At 47.8% G+C, this 22,600-nt stretch carries 17 protein-coding genes; all 17 read right to left on the bottom strand.

What is annotated here, in order from left to right:
- Positions 1-272 precede the first annotated feature (272 nt).
- The 17 genes from ACQSGY_RS21240 to ACQSGY_RS21160 all read right to left on the bottom strand — a co-directional run bounded on the left by ACQSGY_RS21240 (position 273) and on the right by ACQSGY_RS21160 (position 22,550).
- Positions 273-1,562, bottom strand: a complete 1,290-nt coding sequence (locus tag ACQSGY_RS21240) for a YycH family regulatory protein (protein WP_427180500.1) — start codon at positions 1,560-1,562, stop codon at positions 273-275.
- Positions 1,537-3,387, bottom strand: coding sequence for a cell wall metabolism sensor histidine kinase WalK (gene walK / locus ACQSGY_RS21235; protein ID WP_427180499.1), 1,851 nt, complete (start codon positions 3,385-3,387; stop codon positions 1,537-1,539). Before walK ends, ACQSGY_RS21240 begins: the two co-directional genes overlap by 26 nt.
- Complete coding sequence (gene yycF, locus ACQSGY_RS21230) at positions 3,387-4,109, bottom strand: response regulator YycF (RefSeq protein WP_248063869.1); 723 nt, start codon at positions 4,107-4,109, stop codon at positions 3,387-3,389. The genes walK and yycF overlap by 1 nt, the downstream gene beginning before the upstream one ends.
- A gap of 268 nt (positions 4,110-4,377) precedes the next feature.
- Complete coding sequence (locus ACQSGY_RS21225; protein ID WP_289376263.1) at positions 4,378-5,910, bottom strand: peptidoglycan DD-metalloendopeptidase family protein; 1,533 nt, start codon at positions 5,908-5,910, stop codon at positions 4,378-4,380.
- Between the two features lie 457 nt (positions 5,911-6,367).
- The gene (locus ACQSGY_RS21220) at positions 6,368-7,183 is read right to left on the bottom strand and encodes a class I SAM-dependent methyltransferase (protein ID WP_427180497.1); all 816 of its coding nucleotides are present in this window, start codon (positions 7,181-7,183) and stop codon (positions 6,368-6,370) included.
- 342 nt (positions 7,184-7,525) lie between these two features.
- Positions 7,526-8,182 carry a hypothetical protein gene (locus ACQSGY_RS21215; protein WP_145405163.1) on the bottom strand — a complete coding sequence of 219 codons (657 nt, stop codon included), beginning with the start codon at positions 8,180-8,182 and terminating at the stop codon, positions 7,526-7,528.
- A gap of 185 nt (positions 8,183-8,367) precedes the next feature.
- Positions 8,368-9,654 carry an adenylosuccinate synthase gene (locus tag ACQSGY_RS21210; RefSeq protein WP_145405165.1) on the bottom strand — a complete coding sequence of 429 codons (1,287 nt, stop codon included), beginning with the start codon at positions 9,652-9,654 and terminating at the stop codon, positions 8,368-8,370.
- Positions 9,655-10,098: 444 nt separating this feature from the next.
- Positions 10,099-11,460, bottom strand: coding sequence for a replicative DNA helicase (gene dnaB / locus ACQSGY_RS21205; RefSeq protein WP_111269834.1), 1,362 nt, complete (start codon positions 11,458-11,460; stop codon positions 10,099-10,101).
- Position 11,461: 1 nt separating this feature from the next.
- The gene (rplI, locus tag ACQSGY_RS21200; protein WP_110896928.1) at positions 11,462-11,905 is read right to left on the bottom strand and encodes a 50S ribosomal protein L9; all 444 of its coding nucleotides are present in this window, start codon (positions 11,903-11,905) and stop codon (positions 11,462-11,464) included.
- Entirely contained in the window at positions 11,902-13,893 is a 1,992-nt protein-coding gene (locus tag ACQSGY_RS21195; RefSeq protein ID WP_184191159.1) for a DHH family phosphoesterase, read from the bottom strand. The genes rplI and ACQSGY_RS21195 overlap by 4 nt, the downstream gene beginning before the upstream one ends.
- Before the next feature lie 11 nt (positions 13,894-13,904).
- Positions 13,905-14,825, bottom strand: a complete 921-nt coding sequence (locus ACQSGY_RS21190) for a DUF2232 domain-containing protein (RefSeq protein WP_427180495.1) — start codon at positions 14,823-14,825, stop codon at positions 13,905-13,907.
- Positions 14,822-15,124: a MazG-like family protein gene (locus ACQSGY_RS21185; RefSeq protein WP_090923575.1), complete on the bottom strand. Its 303-nt coding sequence runs from the start codon at positions 15,122-15,124 to the stop codon at positions 14,822-14,824. The genes ACQSGY_RS21190 and ACQSGY_RS21185 overlap by 4 nt, the downstream gene beginning before the upstream one ends.
- Positions 15,125-15,329: 205 nt before the next feature.
- Positions 15,330-15,755: a CBS domain-containing protein gene (locus ACQSGY_RS21180; protein ID WP_111269836.1), complete on the bottom strand. Its 426-nt coding sequence runs from the start codon at positions 15,753-15,755 to the stop codon at positions 15,330-15,332.
- Between the two features lie 199 nt (positions 15,756-15,954).
- A complete protein-coding gene (locus ACQSGY_RS21175) occupies positions 15,955-16,989 on the bottom strand; it encodes an LCP family protein (RefSeq protein ID WP_111269837.1) in 1,035 nt (344 codons plus the stop codon).
- Positions 16,990-17,240: 251 nt separating this feature from the next.
- Entirely contained in the window at positions 17,241-18,830 is a 1,590-nt protein-coding gene (locus ACQSGY_RS21170) for an MFS transporter (protein ID WP_427180493.1), read from the bottom strand.
- Positions 18,831-19,112: 282 nt separating this feature from the next.
- A complete protein-coding gene (locus tag ACQSGY_RS21165; RefSeq protein ID WP_427180491.1) occupies positions 19,113-21,539 on the bottom strand; it encodes an alpha/beta fold hydrolase in 2,427 nt (808 codons plus the stop codon).
- A gap of 114 nt (positions 21,540-21,653) precedes the next feature.
- Positions 21,654-22,550: a D-alanyl-D-alanine carboxypeptidase family protein gene (locus ACQSGY_RS21160; RefSeq protein WP_188594017.1), complete on the bottom strand. Its 897-nt coding sequence runs from the start codon at positions 22,548-22,550 to the stop codon at positions 21,654-21,656.
- Positions 22,551-22,600: the final 50 nt, after the last annotated feature.

The following is a 22,600-nucleotide window of genomic DNA, read 5'->3' as shown; positions in this document are numbered from 1 at the left end:
TTTGCCCCATTTTTCGCTCGGTTTAATTTTAACGATTCAGAGAAGCCTTATTTCGCGATTCCTCACATGTTTTCACCGTTTTCAGCCCATTTCTACCGAAATAGCGTCACCAGGAATCGTTAGATTGCCCAACTCTCGAAAATGGGGCATTTAGCGTCTCTGTGATTCGTTAGAATTCAGCCCAGCGCGGACGAATACCCTAGATTACTCCAACAGCCTACCCCATCAAAAGCAGCCTCATCTACTCTTCATGTCATGCTCCTGAATAACAGCTAAGATACCGTTGTTTCCTCGCCGTTTCCGAACCGGATCACCCAGACCGGGATCAGCCGCAGGCCGTCCTCCATTGCCGATGTGCGATAGGCCGGGTACACGTCCACAACTTTGCGATTTTCGCCAGCTACCTTTCGGATCAAATTTTTGAGCTTGTCCCCGCCAGGCAGCTTGATCGACTTCTTCGTTTCCGCACCCTCGTTCAAATATTCCAAAGATCGCTCATAACTCGACACCGTCTCCTGCTGCATTTCCATATTGATCGTGCCGAAGCGAAACTGCATGGAATCCATGATTGGAAAACTGCCATAATACTGCTGGAACTGCAGCTGCGTTTTATTGTCCGTTGACCTCAGCATCATGCGGGAACGCCCTTTCCAGCCGCCATGCTGGTTTACAAAATCGACCGCCGACAGCGCATCCTTGGACGCATCACTCTGTCCCGCAGGCGGTGCCGCCGGGTCCGTATAGCTGATCCAGCGCTGAAACTGTTTCACTTGCAGACTGCGTTTGCTGTCGGTATAAATCTCTGAGCCGTCCTTTTCCCGAATATTCCGGGTCATGCTTGGATCAAAGAACAAACTGCGCTGCATCTGCTCTACCGTGAACTGGCCTGTCGGCACATCGGCCTCAATCGCATCCAGTGCCTGTGCGGGAATATAATACCCGCCTTCCATCAACGTGTACGGTGTCCAGCTCGTGCCAAAATCAACGTGCTGCTGCACATCCTGCACCGTCAAATCCGCCTGTGTAGCCTCATAGACCACATCGCCCTTGGCACTGAAGAACAACGCATGTGCCTTCGTATCATTCGGGGTTGTATATATAGCAATACGATTGATCGTCTCTCCCTGAAAAAGAGTATCCGTACCCAGACGCATCACCCGCTGCAGCAAAGCAACCGGCATGCCCTCTTTGAAAGATAACTCAAACCCCGGGCTTTCCTTGCGAATCTGATCCCAATGGACCGACTGCACATTGCGGCGCTGAAAATCCTCAAACGTCCGGCCTTTTAACCTGGAATAGATGAGCTGATAGAACGTGTTACCGGGGTAAAACACGGTATGTTTGTCCTGACCCATATGAATAATCATCTGATCTGGGAAAATTAATTCCTCAATGCTGCGCTCCTGGCCCATATTTTCCGTCTTCACATAATTTGTTTCCGAGGTCACGATCGAATCGCCGCCTCCGGGCAAACGATAGATCAGGAAGTAGCTTTGCACCAGACTGGCTGCAACCAGAGCAGCGAGCACCAAAGATTTAATCCGTTCCTTCAAGGTGCTCACCCCCTTTATCACGCATTGGCAGTGTAAAAGTTACCGTTGTGCCAACATCCACCTCAGACTCCAGTGAGATGCTGCCGTCATGGGCCTTTACAATTTCCCGGGCAATGGACAGTCCGAGCCCTGTGCCGCCCATGCTGCGAGAACGTGCTTTATCTACACGATAGAAGCGCTCGAATATGCGATCCAGATCCCGCTGTGGAATACCCATGCCCGTATCGGATACGGAGATAGCCAGCGTATGTTCATCACTGCGCCGGGCAGCAATCGTAATCGTACCGCCCTCGAGCGTATATTTCAGCGCATTGGATACGACATTATCCAGTACCTGATCAATCTGATCACGGTCCAGCGGTACGGGCGGAATATCATGTTCCACAGACAGCACAGACTGAATATCCTTCTGATGCATCTGGAAGGAGAAACGATCGGTCACTTCCTCCAGCATCTCCAAAATATCAATCGGCTGCTTGCGCAGCAGTGCTTCCTTCGAATCCAGCCTGGACAAGTGCAGCAGGTCCGTTACTAGACGAATCATCCGTTCCGTCTCATTCTGAATGACGCCGACAAAACGTCCGGCAAGCTGCGGATCTTCCAAGGCCCCATCATCCAGTGCTTCAGCATAACTTTTAATCGTAGTCAGCGGTGTACGCAGCTCATGTGATACATTGGCCACGAATTCACGCCGCGACGCCTCGAGCTCCTCCTGCTCCGTTACATCCTGCAGCACCGCAATGGTACCCGTAATTCCAAGCTCACGCCGATGAACGGGAGTAAACGTCATGCGAATCACCACCGGCTCCTCCTGACCTGCCGGAGCAATCTGGAGCAGCGTAGAACCGGTAAAACCGCTCGCCAGAGCTTCCGCGTCCTCTGGATCAATGCCGAGCAGAACGGCGAAATGCCTGCCTTCAATGTCGGATGGGCGCATGCCAAGAATGCTGCTGGCGCGGCGATTCACCAGAATCACTTTGCCAAACTCATCGGTCGCAACAACCCCATCACTCATGTTGGTCAGAATGGAGGTCAGCTTTTCCTTCTCCTCTTCGTTCTGAGAGAGTGCGTCCCGCAGTCTGCTTGTCATATAATTGAACGCACGGCTAAGCTGACCAATCTCGTCTGTGCCAAATACCGGTGTCTGTTGATCAAAATTCCCCTCAGCCACAGCCGTTGCCCGCCTCGTTACTTCCTTGATCGGCTGCGTAATTGTATGAGACAGAATGACCCCCAGCACCGCGGTTAATACCAGAGCAATCAGAATGCCGGAGATGAAAATTTTGTTGATGCCCTCCATCGTCGCGTACAGCTCGTTCATCGAAGCGGCGATGTAGACCGCTCCAATGATTTTGCCGCCGGATAATACCGGTTTGGCCACAACCTTTTTGCGAACATTATCCTCATCTACGATATATTCCTCATTGTCCCGAATGCCCTGCAGCGCACGGCTGACAACGGTCTGGGTGTTTTTGCGCCCGATATAGTCGGAATGTGAACTTAGCGAGGTGGTAAGCACCTTGCCACTGGCATCCAGCACCTGAATCTCCGCACCGTTAATGTTGAACAGGTTGTTCACCAGCACCCGCAGATTCTCCGTTTTGTCCTCGCCAGCCTCCGCTTCTCCACCAGCCATCGTCTCACCTACCAGAACGGACAGCATCTCCGCCCGGGCTTGCAAATCCTCCGTAAAGTTGCTGGTGAGCGAGTTCTTCATCGCACTGACAAAATAAACGCCGATCAATTGCATCGCAATCAGAATCAGCAGCACATAGATAATAATCAGTTTCGCCTGAATCGTTCGAAAGAACGAAAATCGCGCGAATCGGCCCATTATATCCCCACGCTTTTGGCACTGCGCACGAGATAACCAAGCCCCCGGCGAGTCAGAATCGTTTCCGGCTTGCTTGGATTTTCTTCAATCTTCTCCCGCAGCCTGCGGATGGTCACATCCACCGTACGTACGTCACCAAAATATTCGTATCCCCATACAGCCTGCAGCAGATGCTCCCGTGTCATCACCTTGCCGGAATGCTTGGCCATATAATATAACAGCTCATACTCCCGATGCGTCAGATCAAGCGGCTCGCCGCCCTTGTACGCCGTGTACATATCCATATCAAACGCCAGATCAAACAGCCGCAGCACCTGTTTCCCTGATTCCTCCGGCGTTTCTACAATCGCTGTTGGCTTCTGCTGTCTGCGCATCTGGGCCTTAACCCTTGCAAGCAGCTCCCTAGTACTAAAAGGTTTGGTGACATAATCATCTGCCCCCAGTTCCAGACCGAGCACTTTGTCGATCTCCCCGTCTTTGGCTGTCAGCATAATAATCGGCATCTCCAGATGAGCCCGTACCTCGCGGCACACATCCATCCCGTCCTTGCCCGGAAGCATCAGATCCAGAAGCATCAGATCGGGTTTTTCGGATAACGCCAGTTCTACCGCACGAATACCATCAAATGCGCAGATAACCTCGTAACCCTCTTTTTCCAGATTAAACTTCAGAATGTCTGCGATGGGCTGCTCGTCGTCCACTACCAAAATCTTTCCCTGCATCGGCTGAATTCACCCCTATATCCTGCTTGATCCGCCACTGGCGCTGTCTCTCTGATCTATTTTGATAGTCTATAAATCCATATCGTGTTTGTTGACTATAGTCAACGATCTATACTCTAGTTTAACATACCTGAGGCACGGTCACATCCTGCTCGGGCACTTGGAAGCTGTTTCCTTTAAAAATATTTCACACCAAAAAACAAGGCCAGCTGTACAGCCAACCTTGTTCCCATGTCAGCATCACATATGCGATGCCTTTGCTTTACAATTAATTCAGATACGTCATCGGGTTTTCGGCACTGCCGTTTTTGAGAATCTCGAAATGCAGATGTGTTCCCGTGGAACGCCCTGTATTTCCCATTACACCGATACTGTCACCTTTCTCAACCACTTGGCCAACGTTCACACCAATGCTGTCCAAGTGACCATATAGTGTTTCGTATCCGTTACGATGGTTAATAATGATGACATTCCCATAACCGTTCTTCTGTCCTGCAAAAGTAACTACACCCTCATCCGCAGATTTGACATCACGGTTACCGACCAGATCGACACCTTTATGCTGACGGCCCCAACGCTGCCCATAGCTGCTGCTCATCGTTGCATTGGATACAGGCCACGCAAATTGTCCTGTGCCCTCACCAACAACCTTGGTTCCCTTGAGCACAACCTCCGTCACAGCTGTTTTGATCACTTCTTGACCCAGCCATTCTTCCCGAACCACTTCACCATTCTCTTTGGTGATGCGATACTGCATGTTTTTCAGTCCGCTTTGGCCTGGACGAACAACTTTGGTCGTTCCTGCCTTCAGCTCGGCACTTTTACGCACCTCAACCTGAGGTTTCACTTCGATCTGCTCCACCACTTGCTCCACCGATTTAACCGTAATTGCCGGCTTCGGTACAGTCAGCGTTAACTCTTGTCCGATTTGGAGAGAAGTCTCCTTGATCCCCGGGTTATTTTGGCGAATCTCTTTTTGTGTAATATCATAACGTGCCGCAATGGAAGAGATCGTATCTCCTTCATGAACGACATAAGTTACAGGCGCGTCTTTACCAACGGTTAACGCCTTAACCGCCTCCGACACATCCCATATTTTATTCGGATCAGCCTTCACCGCATCCGTAGTGACATCTTCCTTAATGTCTACCGATTTTAACGTTGTGCTTGGGCCTTTATCCTTCTTGGAAGAATTCGCCGATACCGACTTGGTCTTCAGGGAGCTTCGCACAGCCGATGCCGGTATGTATTTGCTCTGTACCTGCTGCAGGATCGCGTCTGCCGTTTCCTGATCCTTCACAATACCGATGACTTCACCGTTGACCTTGAGCTCTACACCTTTAGCATAAGCAGTTAACATTTGCCCCAGCTTATCCAAGGTTTCCTCGCTGTTGACTTCCGGTTTGTAGGCCCGTACCGACTCCGTTGTAATCCCGTCTGTATTCAGCACCATCTGCGCATCCGGATATTTACCCTGATATTCCTCGGTTTTCTGGGCAAACAGCTGCTGCAGCTGTGCTTCACTCGCGATTGCACCAATCTCCTGACCTTTAACCAAGACCTTGTAATATGGCACAGTATTGGAAGCCACGTATTGTTTGGCACCGAATCCAACGGATGCGGCAATCAGAATACCACAAGCTGTTGTAATGATCCATTTACGCGGCGCCAGCATTCTTTTCTTATTTGAACTGAAGTTGGACATGCTCATGTTGTTTTTGTCTTCGGCCGTCCGGTGTTCCCCGGATTGTTCGTGTACCCGGTTTTTGCCCGGTTGGCGTATGCCTCTGAAACCTTTCATGATTCTCTCCTTTTCAGCACTTCTTTGTTCGTTTTCTGATCAGACATCACCTGCAAGTTAGTCATTTGCAAGCGAGTCCAATAATATGAGTTGATTATACGATTCTGTAAAAACAGGACTTTAGCTGTGCTTATAAAAGTGTCAAAATTTTAACCTTTTATCACACCCGTATACTTTAACACAGGTTTTACAATCATTTCAACTCCTATCCTCACATCATAAAGCCGCGCCACGTCTGCTTTTCCTGAAATACCCATCTATTTGATCGTTTGTTCCATCACCCATTATGCCTCAACCTCGGCTCTACTATGTACTTTTTGTCTCAATGTAGGACTAGGTTCTAAGACCTATGTAATCAGTTTGAGATTTTTCATGTAAACACAAAGAATCCCCCACCAGAGACACTCTGATGAGGGATCTTAATACGGCTATAGTTCAATGATAATCTCTTAATCGCCTACAGCTTGACGGCCTCTATAATGAACCTCTTCTGCTTCATATCCCAGAATCCATGCTGCTCGATTTCCATATGAATCCTCCATAAAGGCTCGCGGAATCGCTCCGCCGTAAAGTCAGGCACCTGCCACGGAATGGTTTTCAGATAATACACCAATGCCCCGATATCATAAATGCGCTGCACAGGTGCTGCCTCCATCTGTTGCCGGATATGAAATCCGCAATCCAATAACTGCTGCACTGCGAAATCCAGTTCCCAGCCCGCATATTCCGTCGGCATAGGAACACCTAACCGATCATTGATCTCCCGGCAATCCGACCAGCCTACTTGCTGTGTCAGAAAGACACCGCCTTGAGCTAATACGCGCTGCACTTCCCGTGGATCATAAGATTCATGCCGGTTAATAACAAGGTCAAACTCTCCATCTGCAAAAGGCAGCTGTGCATCGTCTGTTACAGGAAACACCTTCACACCTAAATGCTGCAATCGTTCTTGAGCAACCGCTATGTTTGGCAGATAACCTTCCGTTGCACAGGCATATGCTGGCAGAGGGGCTAAATTGCATAACAGCTCTCCACCACCTGTGCCCATATCCAGCAGTCGTTTCGCATTCTGTATATGCCTGCGCGCGATCGTGCCATAGGACCAAGGCAATACGCCGCTCTGCAGCCGTCCACTTCCTGTAATATAACCGAAATCCCAGCCTAAAAAGGGCTGGCTCGCTTCCGTTAATCCTGATTCGAATCGTTCCGTTATCTCTGCAAGCTTCTCAGCAGATGTATTCGCTGTAATTTTCTTCGTATCCGATGAATTCATGTTCATTAGTCCTCCTGTATTCGGTATTCATGCTTTCCTTGAGGTACAAGCGTACCATTTGATCTGAAGAAGGCATGAATGGAGGGCCACGAATCCGAAGACAAGCGATCTGCCAGGCACATTGTGACGGTTGTTATATATCGTGCGCTTTGCTGTTCAGCTTCATATCTTATCCTCCTGAACATAATAATTCATCCTAAACATAATAATTCAATTATAGAAAAAAGATTTGGGCAAGTCTATCCAATAGATGTACGATCCTTTGCCTATTCCTTGGTCAGACTAGCTTTTGCACAGGGTATACGCCTCTTGCTGTTTAACTACTTATCTCTCCCTCTGCCTTTATTCCGCTTGCAGCACTTCCATCAGGCTGTCGTACTCTTCACTTGTCAGGTACTTGGAGATCACCTGCTCAATCTCCCGCAGCTCCTGCTCTGTCAGCCCACCCTCCATTGCACCCGAGATCTGCTGCATTTCCTTCTGCGGCAGCTTGTTCATAAGCAAAGTGAAGATACGCTCCTTTTCTGCCGCGGGCAGCTTGTTTTTAGCGCCTGTAATATCATCGGGTGACACAACAATATCATCATCCTCGCCCGCTGTCGCACCTGAATTGCTGTCTGTTTGACCTGCACCCTCACTTGAACTCTCCGGGGTTGATTCCTTGCCTGCATCCACACCTGCAGAGTCGTTCTTCGTCCCGTTAGCGTTGCCCATGACTGAGATCGAATTCTCCGGGGCCTGTTCCTCCTCCGCTCCAGCGGGCTGATCCGCAGGTGTATTCCCCGTCTTCTCTCCCTCGGTGGATGAATTGGATTTACTACCTGTTGCCCCCTGAAACATCCCCAGAAGACCCGTGGGCTGCCCTTCCCACTGTATATTAAAACTGGCAAGCAATGACTTGGCATACGATTGCACAATTAGTCCTGTCGTCAGCAGGGTCAGGGAACTGACCAGCATCACGATAAGTACAATTTTGACAAACCATAACAGCAACTTCATATCTGTTTCTCTCCCTCCAACGATACTTCCCTTGATCCAGGTGGATTGTGGGATATACGATTGATATACTGTTAGCCAGTATTGACGAAAATCTTGGGATTATATCCGATAGAGACACAAAAAAACCTCCAGCCACCGCTATTTCTAGCAGCAGCTGAAGGTGATGATCTCAACAGCATGTTGATTTAAACATAGATTGGCAGAACCTGATTCGTTTGCTCACGATTGCGACCTACAGAGAAAATTGCGATTGGAATACCTGTCAACTCGGCTACACGTTTCACATAGTTCTGCGTATTCGCTGGCAGATCCTCCAGCTTCTTCGCTCCCGTAATGTCCTCGCTCCATCCTGGCATTTCTTCGTATACCGCTTCACATTCTGCCAGCATTTTCAGGCTTGCCGGATAGTGAGTGATGACCTCACCGCGGAATTTGTAGCCTGTGCAGATTTTCACTGTATCCAGACCTGTCATAACGTCCAGCGAGTTCAGGGACAGACCTGTAATGCCGCTCACACGACGAGCATGGCGAACAACAACACTGTCAAACCAGCCTACACGGCGTGGACGTCCAGTTACTGTTCCGTACTCATGACCTGTCTCACGAATCTGGTCTCCGATCGCATCATGCAATTCTGTCGGGAATGGGCCGTCACCTACACGTGTTGTATATGCTTTGGCTACCCCGATAACTTGCTGAATACGCGCCGGACCAACGCCAGAACCGATACATACGCCGCCTGCAGACGGGTTGGATGAAGTCACATAAGGATAAGTACCTTGGTCAAGGTCCAGCATTACACCTTGTGCGCCTTCAAACAATACCTTTTTGTTCTCATCAATGGAATCGTTCAGTACCACAGATGTATCCCGTACGTAAGGACGAAGAATCTCTGCATAGCCGAGGTAATCCTTCAGAATTTCTTCAACATCTACCGGCGTACCGTTGTACACTTGCTCGATAACACGATTTTTTTCTTTTACCAGATGACGCAGCTTCAGTTCGAATTCTTCTGCATCCATCAGGTCAACCATACGAATACCAATCCGAGCGGATTTGTCCATGTAACAAGGGCCGATCCCTTTACCTGTTGTTCCAATTTTGTTCGGGCCTTTGCTCTCCTCCTCCAGTGCATCCAGAACCATGTGGTATGGCAGGATGATATGTGCGCGTTCACTGATGGACAGGTTTTTGGTTGTAAAGCCATTATCATGAATATAATTAATTTCTTCAATAAGTGCCTTCGGGTTGATAACCATACCGTTACCGATCACACATGCTTTGTCTGTGTAAAAGATACCCGATGGAATCATCGTCAGTTTATATTTTTTGTTGTCGATCAGGATTGTATGGCCTGCATTGTTACCACCTTGATAACGAGCGACCACATCAGCGCTTTCAGCCAAATAATCCGTGATTTTACCTTTTCCTTCGTCTCCCCATTGCGTTCCCACTACAACTACCGTTGACATAGTTAACATACCTCCGTGGGTGCCTTGCGCACCTTTGTATTGGTCTGTCCGTCCTCTATCCCGGCAGGCATGTTACGCAATAAACCGACTGAGAAGCGTGCTAACGGACAGTAAAAATGTCCTTCCTTTACATTGAAGGGAAGGTTTGCACTGCTTTAACGCAGCAGTATTAGTGTAACAGTCCGCTTTTTCAAAGTCAAATGAAATGGCGAACAATTATATATGGCACTTGCTTAATGTTCGGAATTATGACCGTATTTCACAGTAAAAAACCGATGAATACAGTCTTGTTCACCTTGACTGTATTCACCGGTACTTTTACATTTGCTATTCATTCACGCTATATTTGGTATAAATCCTGATATTCAACCTTGATATTCTCCTATTACTGGGTTGTACCGGATAGCCTGTGTACCCCTGTTTAGCGTAATCACAGTCTATCCTTTACATCGCGAAGGCGTCATTATGTGCCCGCTCGTAATTGACGAATTTGTTAAAGTTTTTCAGGAAGACCAGTTCCACCGTGCCTACCGGACCGTTACGCTGTTTGGCAATAATGATCTCGATAATATTTTTTTTCTCGGTTTCCTGGTTGTAATAGTCATCCCGGTACAGGAAGGCTACGATATCAGCATCTTGCTCGATCGAACCCGATTCCCGCAAGTCACTCATCATTGGACGTTTATCCTGACGCTGCTCTACACCCCGGCTGAGCTGGGACAGCGCGATAACGGGAACTTCCAGCTCCCGGCCAATCTGCTTCAGTGTACGTGAAATCTCGGATACCTCTTGCTGACGGTTCTCCCCGGCTTTGCCGCGTCCACTGATCAGTTGCAGGTAGTCGATCAAGATCATGCCAAGGCCCTTTTCTTTCTTGAGACGTCGGCATTTGGCACGAATATCGGCTACCGTAATACCTGGCGTATCATCGATGAAAATGTTGGCTTCGTTGAGAGCAGCGATCCCCATCGTCAGCTTCTGCCAGTCTTCATCACCCTTGAATTCCCCTGTACGAAGAACTCCTGCGTCCAGATTGGCTTCCGCACAGATCATCCGTTGTACGAGCTGTGCAGCTGACATCTCCAGACTGAAGATAGCTACCGTTTCTTGCGCCCGAATGCCTACATTCTGAGCGATATTCAAAGCAAAGGCTGTTTTACCTACGGATGGACGCGCCGCGACAATAATCAAGTCACTGCGCTGAAATCCTGCTGTCATCTTGTCCAGATCGATGAAGCCTGATGGAATCCCGGTTGTCGTTCCACGGTTCTGATGCAGCGTTTCAACTTTATCGAAAACTTCCATCAGCACGTCCTGAATAGCAATAAAACCACTGCTGGAACGTCTGTTGGAAATTTCAAGAATGCGGCGCTCCGCCTCACCAAGCATAGCTGCTACATCTTCTCCGCCTGTGTACCCTTCACTCACAATCTGTGTTGCAGTACGAATCAAACGACGCAGCATCGATTTCTCCTCGATAATCTGCGCATAATAATCCACGTTGGCCGCCGTAGGCACACCGTGAGCGAGCTTGGCCAGGTAACTGACACCGCCAATGTCCTCCAGCTCGCCTTTATCCTTCAGACGTGAAGTCAGCGTAACAAGGTCAATCGGTTGATTTTCCTCACCCAGCTGAATCATCGCTTCATAGATCAATTGATGGGGCTTGTCGTAGAAATCCTCGGTTTGCACCCGTTCCATCGCTGTAATCAGAGCTTCGCCCTGAAGCAGGATTGCACCCAGCACAGCCTGTTCGGCCTCCAGGTTCTGCGGGGGAATCCGGTCGAATAACATTTCGCCGCCCATTTTACTCCTCCGTTACCTGAACCTTTAAGGTTGCCTTCACTTCAGGATGAACCTTAACGGTCACTTGTGTTACACCAAGCGTACGAATCGGCTCTTCCAGCTCAATTTTACGTTTATCCACTTTTAGGCCTTTTTTGGATAAAGCTTCTGCGATCTGTTTGCTCGTAATTGCGCCGAACAGACGACCACCCTCACCAGCTTTTGCTTTTAGCTCTGTCACTTCTGCTTCCAGCTTCTTCGCCAGAACCTCTGCTTCGGCTTTTTCTTCCTGTTTGCGTCTTTCTTCCGCAGCATTCTGGTTATCCAGTGTTTTCATGTTACCTTCAGTAGCCAGACGTACAATTCCCCGTGGTAGCAGGAAATTCTGTGCGTATCCTTCAGATACTTCCTTCACTTGCCCTTTCTTGCCTTGACCCTTCATATCTTTTATAAAAATGACTTTCATTCGAACAACCCCTCTTCCTTTTCGATTTCAGCCAGGACGTTCATCAGCCGTTTCTCCGCTTCTCCCAGCGTTCCTTCTAGCTGCACAGCCGCATTGGTCAAATGGCCGCCGCCGCCAAGCCGTTCCATAACCACTTGAACGTTCATACGGCCCAGTGACCTCGCACTGATGCCAATCAGTCCATCCGGACGCTCACTTATAACAAATGAGGCGACTACGTCCTTCATATTAAGCAATGTGTCCGCCACCTGGGCGATCATCATCTGTGAAATTTTGTTGCCAGGTCTAGTGACCGCAAGTGCAATATTCCCATATACCATTTTAGCATGCTTTATGATTTCTGCCTTAGCAATATATTCTGACAGATCCTCTTTCATCAGCTTCTGCACCATAATTGTGTCTGCACCGCTGCGACGAAGGAAACCCGCGGCTTCAAAAGTCCGGGAACCTGTGTGCAGTGCAAAATGCTTTGTATCAAGCGTTATACCGGCCAGAAGGGCTGTTGCTTCAAGTGGAGTAAACTGCACCTTCTCATGAATATACTGAAGAAGCTCGGTTACAAGTTCCGCCGCAGATGAAGCATATGGCTCCAGATAGATCAGTACCGCATCATTAATAAACTCTTCACCCCGGCGATGATGATCCACCACGACCACACGCGTTGCAGCCTGAACCAGTTTGGGCTCCATCGTCATGGAGGCCTTATGGGTATCTACAACCACTAATAGCGTGTGCTCCGTCATCAGCTGGGTAGCCTGCTCCGGTGAGACAAGTGCTTTGGACAGCTTCTCATCCTTGTTTACCTGCTCCATCAGCCGTTCAATGGATGGATTCACGCCATCCAGCACGATACGGGCCTCAACGTTATACAGACTTGCAGCCTTCCACACCCCGATGGATGCGCCAATGGCGTCCATATCCGGCATTTTGTGCCCCATGATCAGCACGCGGTCACTCTCCTGCATCAGGTCACGCAGCGCATGAGCAATTACCCTCGCTCTGACCCGGGTACGTTTCTCCACTGCATTTGACTTTCCACCGTAAAAAGATAAACGCTGTCCCGCCTTCACAGCGGCCTGATCGCCACCTCGCCCAAGAGCCATATCCAGACTGGACTGCGCAAGCTCTCCCAGCTCACTGATGCTGTCCGAGCCAAATGCAAGTCCAACGCTGAGCGTCATCGGCACCTTCAGATCAGCTGTCATCTCCCGAACCTCATCCAGAATGACAAACCTGCTCTGCTCCAGCTCTTGCAGAGATTTATGATTGAGCATCATCAGATAACGATCTGATGAAAGACGGCGAAGATACACTTCATACTGCTTCGCCCAAGCTGTTATCTCGCTGGTGACTCTGGCAATGAGAGCTGTACGCTGCTGATCATCCATGCCCTGAGCAGCCTCGTCCAGATTGTCCAGAATAAGAATACCCAGCGCAATACGTTCATTCTCATATTTATCCCGAAGGATAGCCAGTTCTGTAATCTCATACACATACACGTACCGCTCCTGCGGGTTATGAATTACACCGTAATAGCGATCATCCAGCTGGAATTCATCATGAAACTCCTTGGATGAAGGCTCTTTTGATGCTTCCTTTTTCTCCTTCGGTTGAGGGAGATTCGGAAACAGATTAGGCATAGAGCTGCCCACCAATGTTTTCTCATGAAACATCTCTGCAACAAAGCGGTTATGCCACTCTACCGTACGATCCTCGCTGTACAGCACAATTCCGAACGGAAGCATGCTAACGGCCTCGCCCTCCATTCGTTTAATACGAATGGTCAGGCCATTAATATAATCGTTCAGTTCCCGGCGGAATGCCATTTCTGCCTTAATCATGACGATTCCCAGCACCGAAGCCAGTATCAGACTAATCAAACCAAGCGTCCAGTTATAGATCGTAACGAACATCACAAGCAGCAGCAGCAGTATGAACGCCCATACGGTATAATAGCCGTGCCAGCGTTTCTTTAGAAATTTAGGCATGACTCATCACCCTATCGTTTTGATTTCGATATTGCCTCACGGAGCGGGAACGCCAGATCGATAATTCCGACAATGCGAAGCGGACCAATAAAGAAGACCGCTGCTCCCAGAAGATACGGAATAACCGGGTTCCATCTTTTCAGATGTGAAAGGAAGAAGAAAAAGCCGATCGCCTGAATCATAAAGCCAAGGTTGATGAGCGGTGACATATTCATCGCTATCATCTTCCAGTACGTTCCATCACTTTGTCTGGAGATTACCTCGATAATCAGTGCCAGGAAGTAATACCAGATCAACGAACGTGGCATACGCCACTCTCTTGCGGGTGGAAGCTTGGGCACATTCATGCCCATCACGCTAAGAATAGGACGCGCAATAACATGTGTAATAAAGGCCATGACCATCGAGGTCACCACTAATGCAAATGGAATCATTAACTGTGTTTGCTTGGCCACATCTTCTGTCATCTCAGGTGTCCACACAAATCCGTTAATCATCTGACTGGATGAATTCGTAAGCGGTTCAATCGTGAGCTGTACCACATCTTTAATGTACGTAGACAGGTCGAACTGGAATATGAGACTGCCGATCAATAACAACAGCAGATACTCTGCCAGCATCGTACCGCCACCAGCCATTAAAGTGAACAGCGCTGACTTTTGCTTCTTATACGCATTGCCCATGGCGATTGCCGGAAGTATAAAGACGACCATAAATAACAGATAAATCGGATGCACCACTACCAATACAACAGCAACGGGCAGGAGATGCCATATAAACGATTTTACAGATAATGAAGCATACAAAATAACTCCTGGAATGATCATGAAGAAAATGGAGAGCACCGATAACGGAGTAAGCAGCGATAGCAGCAAAAGCAACATTGCTGCACTCCAGACAGCTGTTTTAAAGCTAAATTTCAACAAATTCACCTCTTACGCATATGATCTTCGAGCGCGGAAATATCCTGATACCAGTCTTCAAGCTGGTGACCTTCCTGTTTATGCTTTTTCAACTTCTCAACAAGCAGTGCATCCAGATCTTTGAACGGAATACCGAGCCTTCGGCCCAATATGTAGCTGCTCATCATCAAGCTGGCAAGACTATCTCCGATTCGAATCGTGCTGCCTTCCCACAATGCTTTGAATAATCGGGATACCTGATCAAGTACTTCGGTTTTTAGCCATTCAATCACTTTAGCCCTTTTGGCTACATCCAGTTCTTTAGGCATTTGGCGAAAGTCACTCTCCCCGAAAAAGCTTTATTCTCGATTATAGCATAAAAAGGGGGCCCGCAAAATTACCCCAAAAAGCGGAGAAATTCTCCAAAACTCAATGTCAGGTACGATGCGGAGCCCCGTACATCTTATTCATATATATTAGTAATAATCGCTTTGATTATCCCTAAGGGCACATTATTTTTGAAAAGAATCCAACTTATTTAGCCTTAACGGACTCCTTGGCCACAATACCTTCACAATATTCGATAATCTGACTGCGTCTCACAATCCCGATAAAACGCTCCATATCATCCACGACCGGCACAAAGTTCTGTACTTTGGCCAGGTTAATCAGATCCTCCATATTTGCGTCAATGGACACCGGCTTTATATCAAGCCTTAGCGGAACGTCTTTGAGCAAAAACTTTGAAGCGTTTTCAAAGGTTATCTTTCCCTCGGCATTTTTCATATACCACAGAAGATCACCTTCCGTAACCGTACCAATATACTTGCCTTCCTTATTTAAAATAGGCACTGCTGTGAATCGATGATATTCCATCCGTTCCAGCGTTTGCCGCAGCGTAGAGTCCGACGTCACACATGTAACCTCTTGTTTGGGTAGCAAAAAAAATGCGATGTTCATACCCCTGCGTATCCTCCTTGTGTATTTCTCGTTCAACTGGCTCGCTCAACTTATATTATACGTTATAGAACGATAGATGTTCCAAAAGGATGGAAATCTAACATATTGAAACGCCCCACACAAAGAAAAAAAACAGCAGCCCGCTCATTAAACGTACTGCTGATTGCTGTGCAAGATTACACCCTCTGTATGGAATTCATTATTCAATCTTCTGCCTGTCGGGAATCATGACTTCACCGGCTGGGGTCGATTGATCCATCCAGTTTTTAATCAGCTCTTTGGCATATTGAACATCTTTCTCATCAGCACGACCGTAATAAATGCCGTTTTTACGCATGCCTTCGCTCAAAATCGTGAAGCTGGAAACCTGCGGTTTATCCTGGGTCAGCACCTGCTTCGCCAGATCAATAATAAAGGTTGGCTGCATGTCCGTCTGGAAATTATCCCCCATGATCTGGAACAGCTCAGGAATCTTAGCAATCTGACTTAGATTCAGCATTTTGTTTGCAAAGGCGTTCAGGAAAATTTGCTGCCGATTCGTACGGTTAAAGTCACTGTCTTCACGGTATCTCACATAATAAAGGGCTTCCTGTCCGTCATAGATCGGTTTGCCGCCTTTAATTGTGAACTGCTCATGATTTGGATCTTTGTTCACGATATCCTGATCAATGGGCAGCGAAATACCTCCGAGCGCATCGACGACCTTTTTGATTCCCTGAAAATTGATCGTTGCATAGTAACCTACATCGGCATCAAGGAACTTTTCCACCGTATTGATGGACATATTCTCCCCACCGAAGGCATAAGCATGCGCGATTTTGTCGTAATCATCCGTCCCGTCCTTGTCGGCATCCCTTCCAACAATCTGAACATAAGTGTCACGCGGAATGGATACCAGCAGCACTCGAGACTCCTTAGGCCGTACAACGGCGTAGATGACTGCGTCTGAACGTCCACGGGACTTCTCATAGTCACGTTTATCCGAGCCCAGAAGTAATACAGAGAATGGTTCTTTGCGATAGACTGTTGGATCAGGCGTATTATTGCCCTCCTGTGGCACGTAAGAATGAGTCAGTTGTGCTTCTACTGTGTCCGCGAGGAACAGATCAAATGCGGCTACAGCGAGCTGCTGACGAAATACATAACCGCCAATGAGCAAAACCACAAGTGAAATCAGTGTTATATATAGGCCTTTGCGACTTTTCTTCTTCTTTTCTTTAGTTCTGCTTTTCATTCATTGATTCCTTCTTCACTCTCAAAATTGAAAATCATTACTACACATTAAACGTTCAATACGTCTGGTGACACGCAGTTCTCCGAACTTTTCTATCTTTCGTCCCGGAGCACCGCTGATGCTCGTTCTATTGTAATCATTCCTGCACAATGAAAAGTTACAATCGGGTTAAATTAAAAAGAACAGCGCTCCCCTTTTCGGTTACAAAAGGTTCAACTGTTCTTCTTTATGCTTCATAGCTTTCTCTTCATTTACACGGAGTGCGAAGGCTCATTCTTCACTTGCTGCTTCTCTTTCTGACGAAGACGTCCGGTAACAAGAGCTACAACCGAGGTAAGCACGCTAAAAATAACTGCAGACCAGAATAGCCCGTTGTACCCCTGGCCAGTCGTTTGATGAACTGCCTGAAGCAGTGCTTCCCGTATGTTGGCATCTGGAATCCTGGATAATCCCGTCATCAGGCTGGAAACGTCATTTCCCGATGAGCCGCCTGAAGCATACTGCTCCAGCATGGCTGGTGGAACCTCGATGCCTCTTGATGCAAGACCAGCCTGAATATTGGAGCCGAGATTGGAGAACGAACGTGCCAGAAATCCGGCAAAAATCGTTGGCGCAATCGCCATGGCCATCTGGCGAAACAGGGAGCTTGTCGCCACTGCGATGCCTTTGTTGTTTTCGCCCGCCTGCTCCGTAACAAGCACATTGACCGGCGCACCCAGCATCATACCGAAACCAATGCCAACAAGGGTGCTCGCTATAACAAACTGCCATATATGCTCTACCCACACCGGAAACAACAGAAAACCGATCGCAGAGAGTAATCCTGCTGCGGATAACGTCCAGATTGGGCCTTTGCGGTCCACAAGGTAGCCGCCGCCTCCAGCTCCAATTCCCGAGGCCAGAGCAAGAGGGGTAAACCAGTACCCGGAGGCCGTGCTGGATACGCCCAGATATTGCTCTACAAAACCTGGAATGAAAATAACCGAGGCCAGAATGGCTCCCGAGAAAAAAGCAATAAGCAGCGTCCAGCGAAAGGACGCAATGCCAAGCAGTTGTGTGGAAACGACCGGTTCACGGTCTGATCCCTCCAGCCTTTTTTCCATATAATAAAAAACAACCAATACAGCCACTCCAGCCAAAAAGAAGCCATAGAACATTGGCGAAGCCATGCTTTGAAGCATGTTCACGCCATTCAGATTGCTGAAGCTGTACATCAGACTCAACACGCCCAGGCTCAAGACTGCAATACCGATCCAATCGACAGCTGCACGGCTCAGCTCCTGCTCCTCCTGAATATATTTGAGTCCAGCAAGGAACAGCAATATCGCAATTGGTACATTAATGAGAAACAACCAGTGCCAATTCCCGGTTACATCAAGAATAAATGCACCGATGTTCGGCCCGAGGATCGCTGCAATACCGTTCATACCTCCGAGAAGTCCAAGTGCAGTCCCTTGCCGCTGAGCCGGAAATTTGCTAAGCACATAGGAGCTGGCAATGATGAATATCCCGCCGCCGCCGAGTGCCTGAATAACCCGGGCAATCAGGAAAAAGGTAAACGAAGTGCTCAATGCGACAAGAAGTGATCCGATACCGAATAAAGCAACCTCAATCAGAAACAGCTTCTTACGCCCGAATCGATCCGACAGCTTGCCTGCAATCGGTACGCTGATCGCAAGCCCTAGTGTGTAAAGTGTAATCGTCCAAGCTCCCCATGTAGGCGATACGCCAAACGAAGCATTCAGCGTAGTCAGCGACGAAGTAATAATTCCGTTATCGAGTGCCGCCATAAATACACCCACTGCAAACAGAATCAATGGCCATTTCATCTCTTTTTGCATCCCTGGTTACCTCCCGTTCTGAATCTTTTGTTCTGCCTTCGTACCAACCGAATAATACTTATATATAAACTGGAATAAACAATAATGACTCACTGGTCATTTTAAAATAAACCTTATCCTTATGTCAATTGATGAATATCGTTGCGAGATATATTTACAAAAAAGCTGCACCCCGATTCACATCGAATCAGAGTACAGCCTCACCCTTGTTTCACCTTTTGTATTGGGAAGTAAACCCGGGTCATACATACTTACTTACTTATAAAACCTTTCCTTTACCGGCTACTGCATTAGATGGCGGTTCAGAAATTTCTCCATAGCACGGTACAGATCAAGCTGATTCTCCACATTAGCAAAGCCATGCCCTTCATTTGTTTTTAACATATAAGGCACATCAACCCCGCGTTTGCGCAACGCTTCCACAATCTGATCGGACTCAGCCTGTTTGACACGCGGATCATTCGCACCTTGAGCGACAAATAGCGGCGCCTTCATCTGATCCACATGGAATAGCGGCGAGATCGCTGTGAGCAGCTCTTTATCTTTCACCGGATCACCTACGCGCTCATAAAACAAATTTCGTCCCGACTCCCAATAAGGTGGTAGCGAGTCAAGCAGTGTAAAGATATTGGATGGACCTACATAACTGATCCCGGCAGCATAGACGTCAGGGGTAAATGCCAAGCCTGCCAGTGCTGCGTAACCTCCGTACGATCCACCGTAGATCGCAACTCGCTTCGGATCAACCGTGCCTTCTTTGACCAGCCAGTTTACACCATCCGTGAGGTCATCCTGCATCGCTTTACCCCACTGTTTGTTGCCTGCCTCCAAAAACTTCTTGCCATATCCGGTAGAGCCACGGAAATTCACCTGAAGCACCGCATACCCGCGACTTGCCAGAAACTGCACCTGCGGACTATACCCCCATGAATCCCGAGCCCAAGGCCCTCCATGCGGGATAACGACGAGCGGAAGCTCAGAAGCCTGTGCTCCCGGTGGAAGCGTGAGATACCCATGGAGATCCAGACCGTCACGAGATTTATACGTAACAGGCTTCATATCTGCCATTTTCGATTCATTAATCCATGGAGCTGTGTCTGCCAGTTTATCCAGCTTGCCTGTCTTTGAATCATAAAAATAATACGTGCCCATCGCCTTGTCACTATAGGAGATGAACAATACCTGTCCATCATTGCTGGTGTTTAAAATGCTAACCTCTTTGCCTGGAACCTTGGCCTTGATATCCTGCATTAATGACTTGAACCCATCATCAAAGAACTCGTAATTCATTTTGTCCGTCTCATATACTGCTGCAAGAATCTTGCCTTTTTCCTTGGAAGGAATAATATTGCTCACATCCACATCTTTATTTTCATAAAGAGTTTTGGTCACCTTTTTTGTTGCCGGGCTATATTCCACGATAGCCATCTTGTCCTGATCGATATTGGATACCGCATACAGGTTTTTATTGTCGCTTGTGAACATGAACGGAGCAAAGGTATCTCCCAGCTTCGTTGTGAGCAGAGGCTGGAACGGCTGGTTCTCGGTTTCACGATACATCAGGGAAGATACATTGCCATCACTCGATATGGCTACACGAATTTTGCCTTCATTATCCGTCATCCAGTCTGAAATATCGCCCGGATTCTCGGCAGCGAGCACTGCTTCTCCTGTATTAATATTAATCCGGTATACATCGAAAATTCTCGGATCACGCTTGTTCATACCCACCAAAATCTCATCAGGTATATTCTCCAAAGAATCGATCAGCACCGCTCTTGTGTTTGAATATGGCGTCAGATCCTTGCTTTCTTTTCCAGTAATATCCGTCACATAAAGGTGATAGTTCTCATCTCCAGCCGCATCTTTGAAATAAAGAAGCTTCTCATTGGTTGCCCATGCAAACCCGGCAATACTGCGGTCCGTTTCACTAGTAATCCGTACAGGCTTATCCTGTCCGTTCCCTTTAACGACAATATTCATCCGATTGTTCCACGGTTCCATGTAAGCCAGATTTTTTCCATCAGGCGACATTTGGAAACCTGCCTGAGCTGGCTGTTTGAAGAAGTCCTCCAGAGGTGTGAGCCCTTCTTTCTTCACATCAAGTCCGAGCGCAAGATACAGAGCATTCGCAAATTCGCCATGCGTTACAGCCTGTTTGGCGTTAAATGTGCTACCCTCGATAATAAAATGCTGCTTCATCCGAATGGCATCTGTCGCATGCACAGCCGGAATCTGATCTGCATCGCTGTAGACGACCTGTATACCGTTGTCCTTCAGCTCAAAAGCCCTGGTGAACAAAGATGCCATCTGTGCACGTGTTAGCGGAGCGTCCGGTGCGTATCCCTTCACCTTACCTTGAATTAGACCACCTTGCTTCAGTGCATAAATAGCTGGAGCAGCCACATCATTCGATTGTACATCTGCAAATCCTGTAAGCGATGTTGGCGCATCCAGTTCAAGTACTCGCTGCAGTATGATTGCTGCTTCTGCACGAGTAATAGGTGCTGCACTATCTTTCATTCCATCTGTGGTGCCATCTATGTATCCCAGTTGTTGAAGAGTCTGTGTTGCCTTGGAAACGATAGATTCCGAGACAGCTGCCGTAGGCTTAACAGCCTCTGCCGCCTGCACCGCAGGCTGAATCAAAGCAATGGACATCGCCATCGACAGCGTAAGTGCATATACTTTTTTACTGATCTTGCTCAAATAATTACCCCCTTAAAATTGAAATACAATAACTGTCATGGAATAAATCACACCTAATTTTACCATGTTTAACTATTTGATAACAATGTTTCCTTCCCTTAACATCTAACATCGTTAGTTGACTTTTGTACTTGAGAAACCGTAATTTAGCAGCTTACGCGTCTCAACAAACCGCGCTTCCCGTGTATCAGTTCCAAAAACAACTGATATTAGCCGCTTGCCATCCCGCTCAGCCGTTCCTACGAAATGATATCCACTATCCTTATCGTAACCGGTCTTCAAACCATCATTACCATCATAGGCATACACTCCGCCGATTGAAGATAACATCCAGTTGGTATTGCTCATATAGATGCCTTTCTGATGCATGGATACTTGCATTTGACTGGAGACTTTAAGAATCTCGGGATGATGATTAAGCAAATATTTTGCCAGCTTACAAGCATCTATGGCAGTCATTAACGTTTGTCCCTGTACATCCTGCGGACGATTGGGACCCAGCATAGCTTCACTTAAACCGGTGGAGTTGGTAAAGTGAGTATCTCCTGATAATCCGATCTCTGCGGCCCTCTGATTCATGCGCTGTACAAACTGATGCTCTGAGCCGCTAATATGCTCTGCCAGTGCAACAGCTGCGTCATTGGCAGAATAGACGGTAACGACCTGAAACAGCTCCTGAACGGTGAAGCGATCTCCCTGTTTCAGCGCAAGCTGATTACCACCAACCGAACTGGCGTATCGGCTGACATTCACCGGATCATCCCAGCGAATATCTCCATTTGCCACCGATTCCATAATAAGCAGCTCCGTCATGAGCTTGCTGACACCAGCTGGTGCAATCTCCTCGGAGCCGTTGTAGTTCATCAGAATCTGTTCTGAATTCATGTCCATCAGGACAGCAGATTCTGCCTTGATGCCAGGCTTGCCCACCAGCATGTCCGGTTTTACGCCCAAATATATAATAATGAGTAAACTGAACAGCATTCCTGCCCGTTTCCACCATTTTTTCATCGTATTATCACCTCTTACTTATATAGACGAAGCAAAGAGGCATTTTGTCT

The sequence above is a fragment of the Paenibacillus sp. TC-CSREp1 genome (assembly GCF_050171015.1).
GTDB classification, from domain to species: Bacteria; Bacillota; Bacilli; order Paenibacillales; family Paenibacillaceae; genus Paenibacillus; species Paenibacillus silvae.
This window is presented reverse-complemented; position numbering and strand designations above follow the sequence as displayed.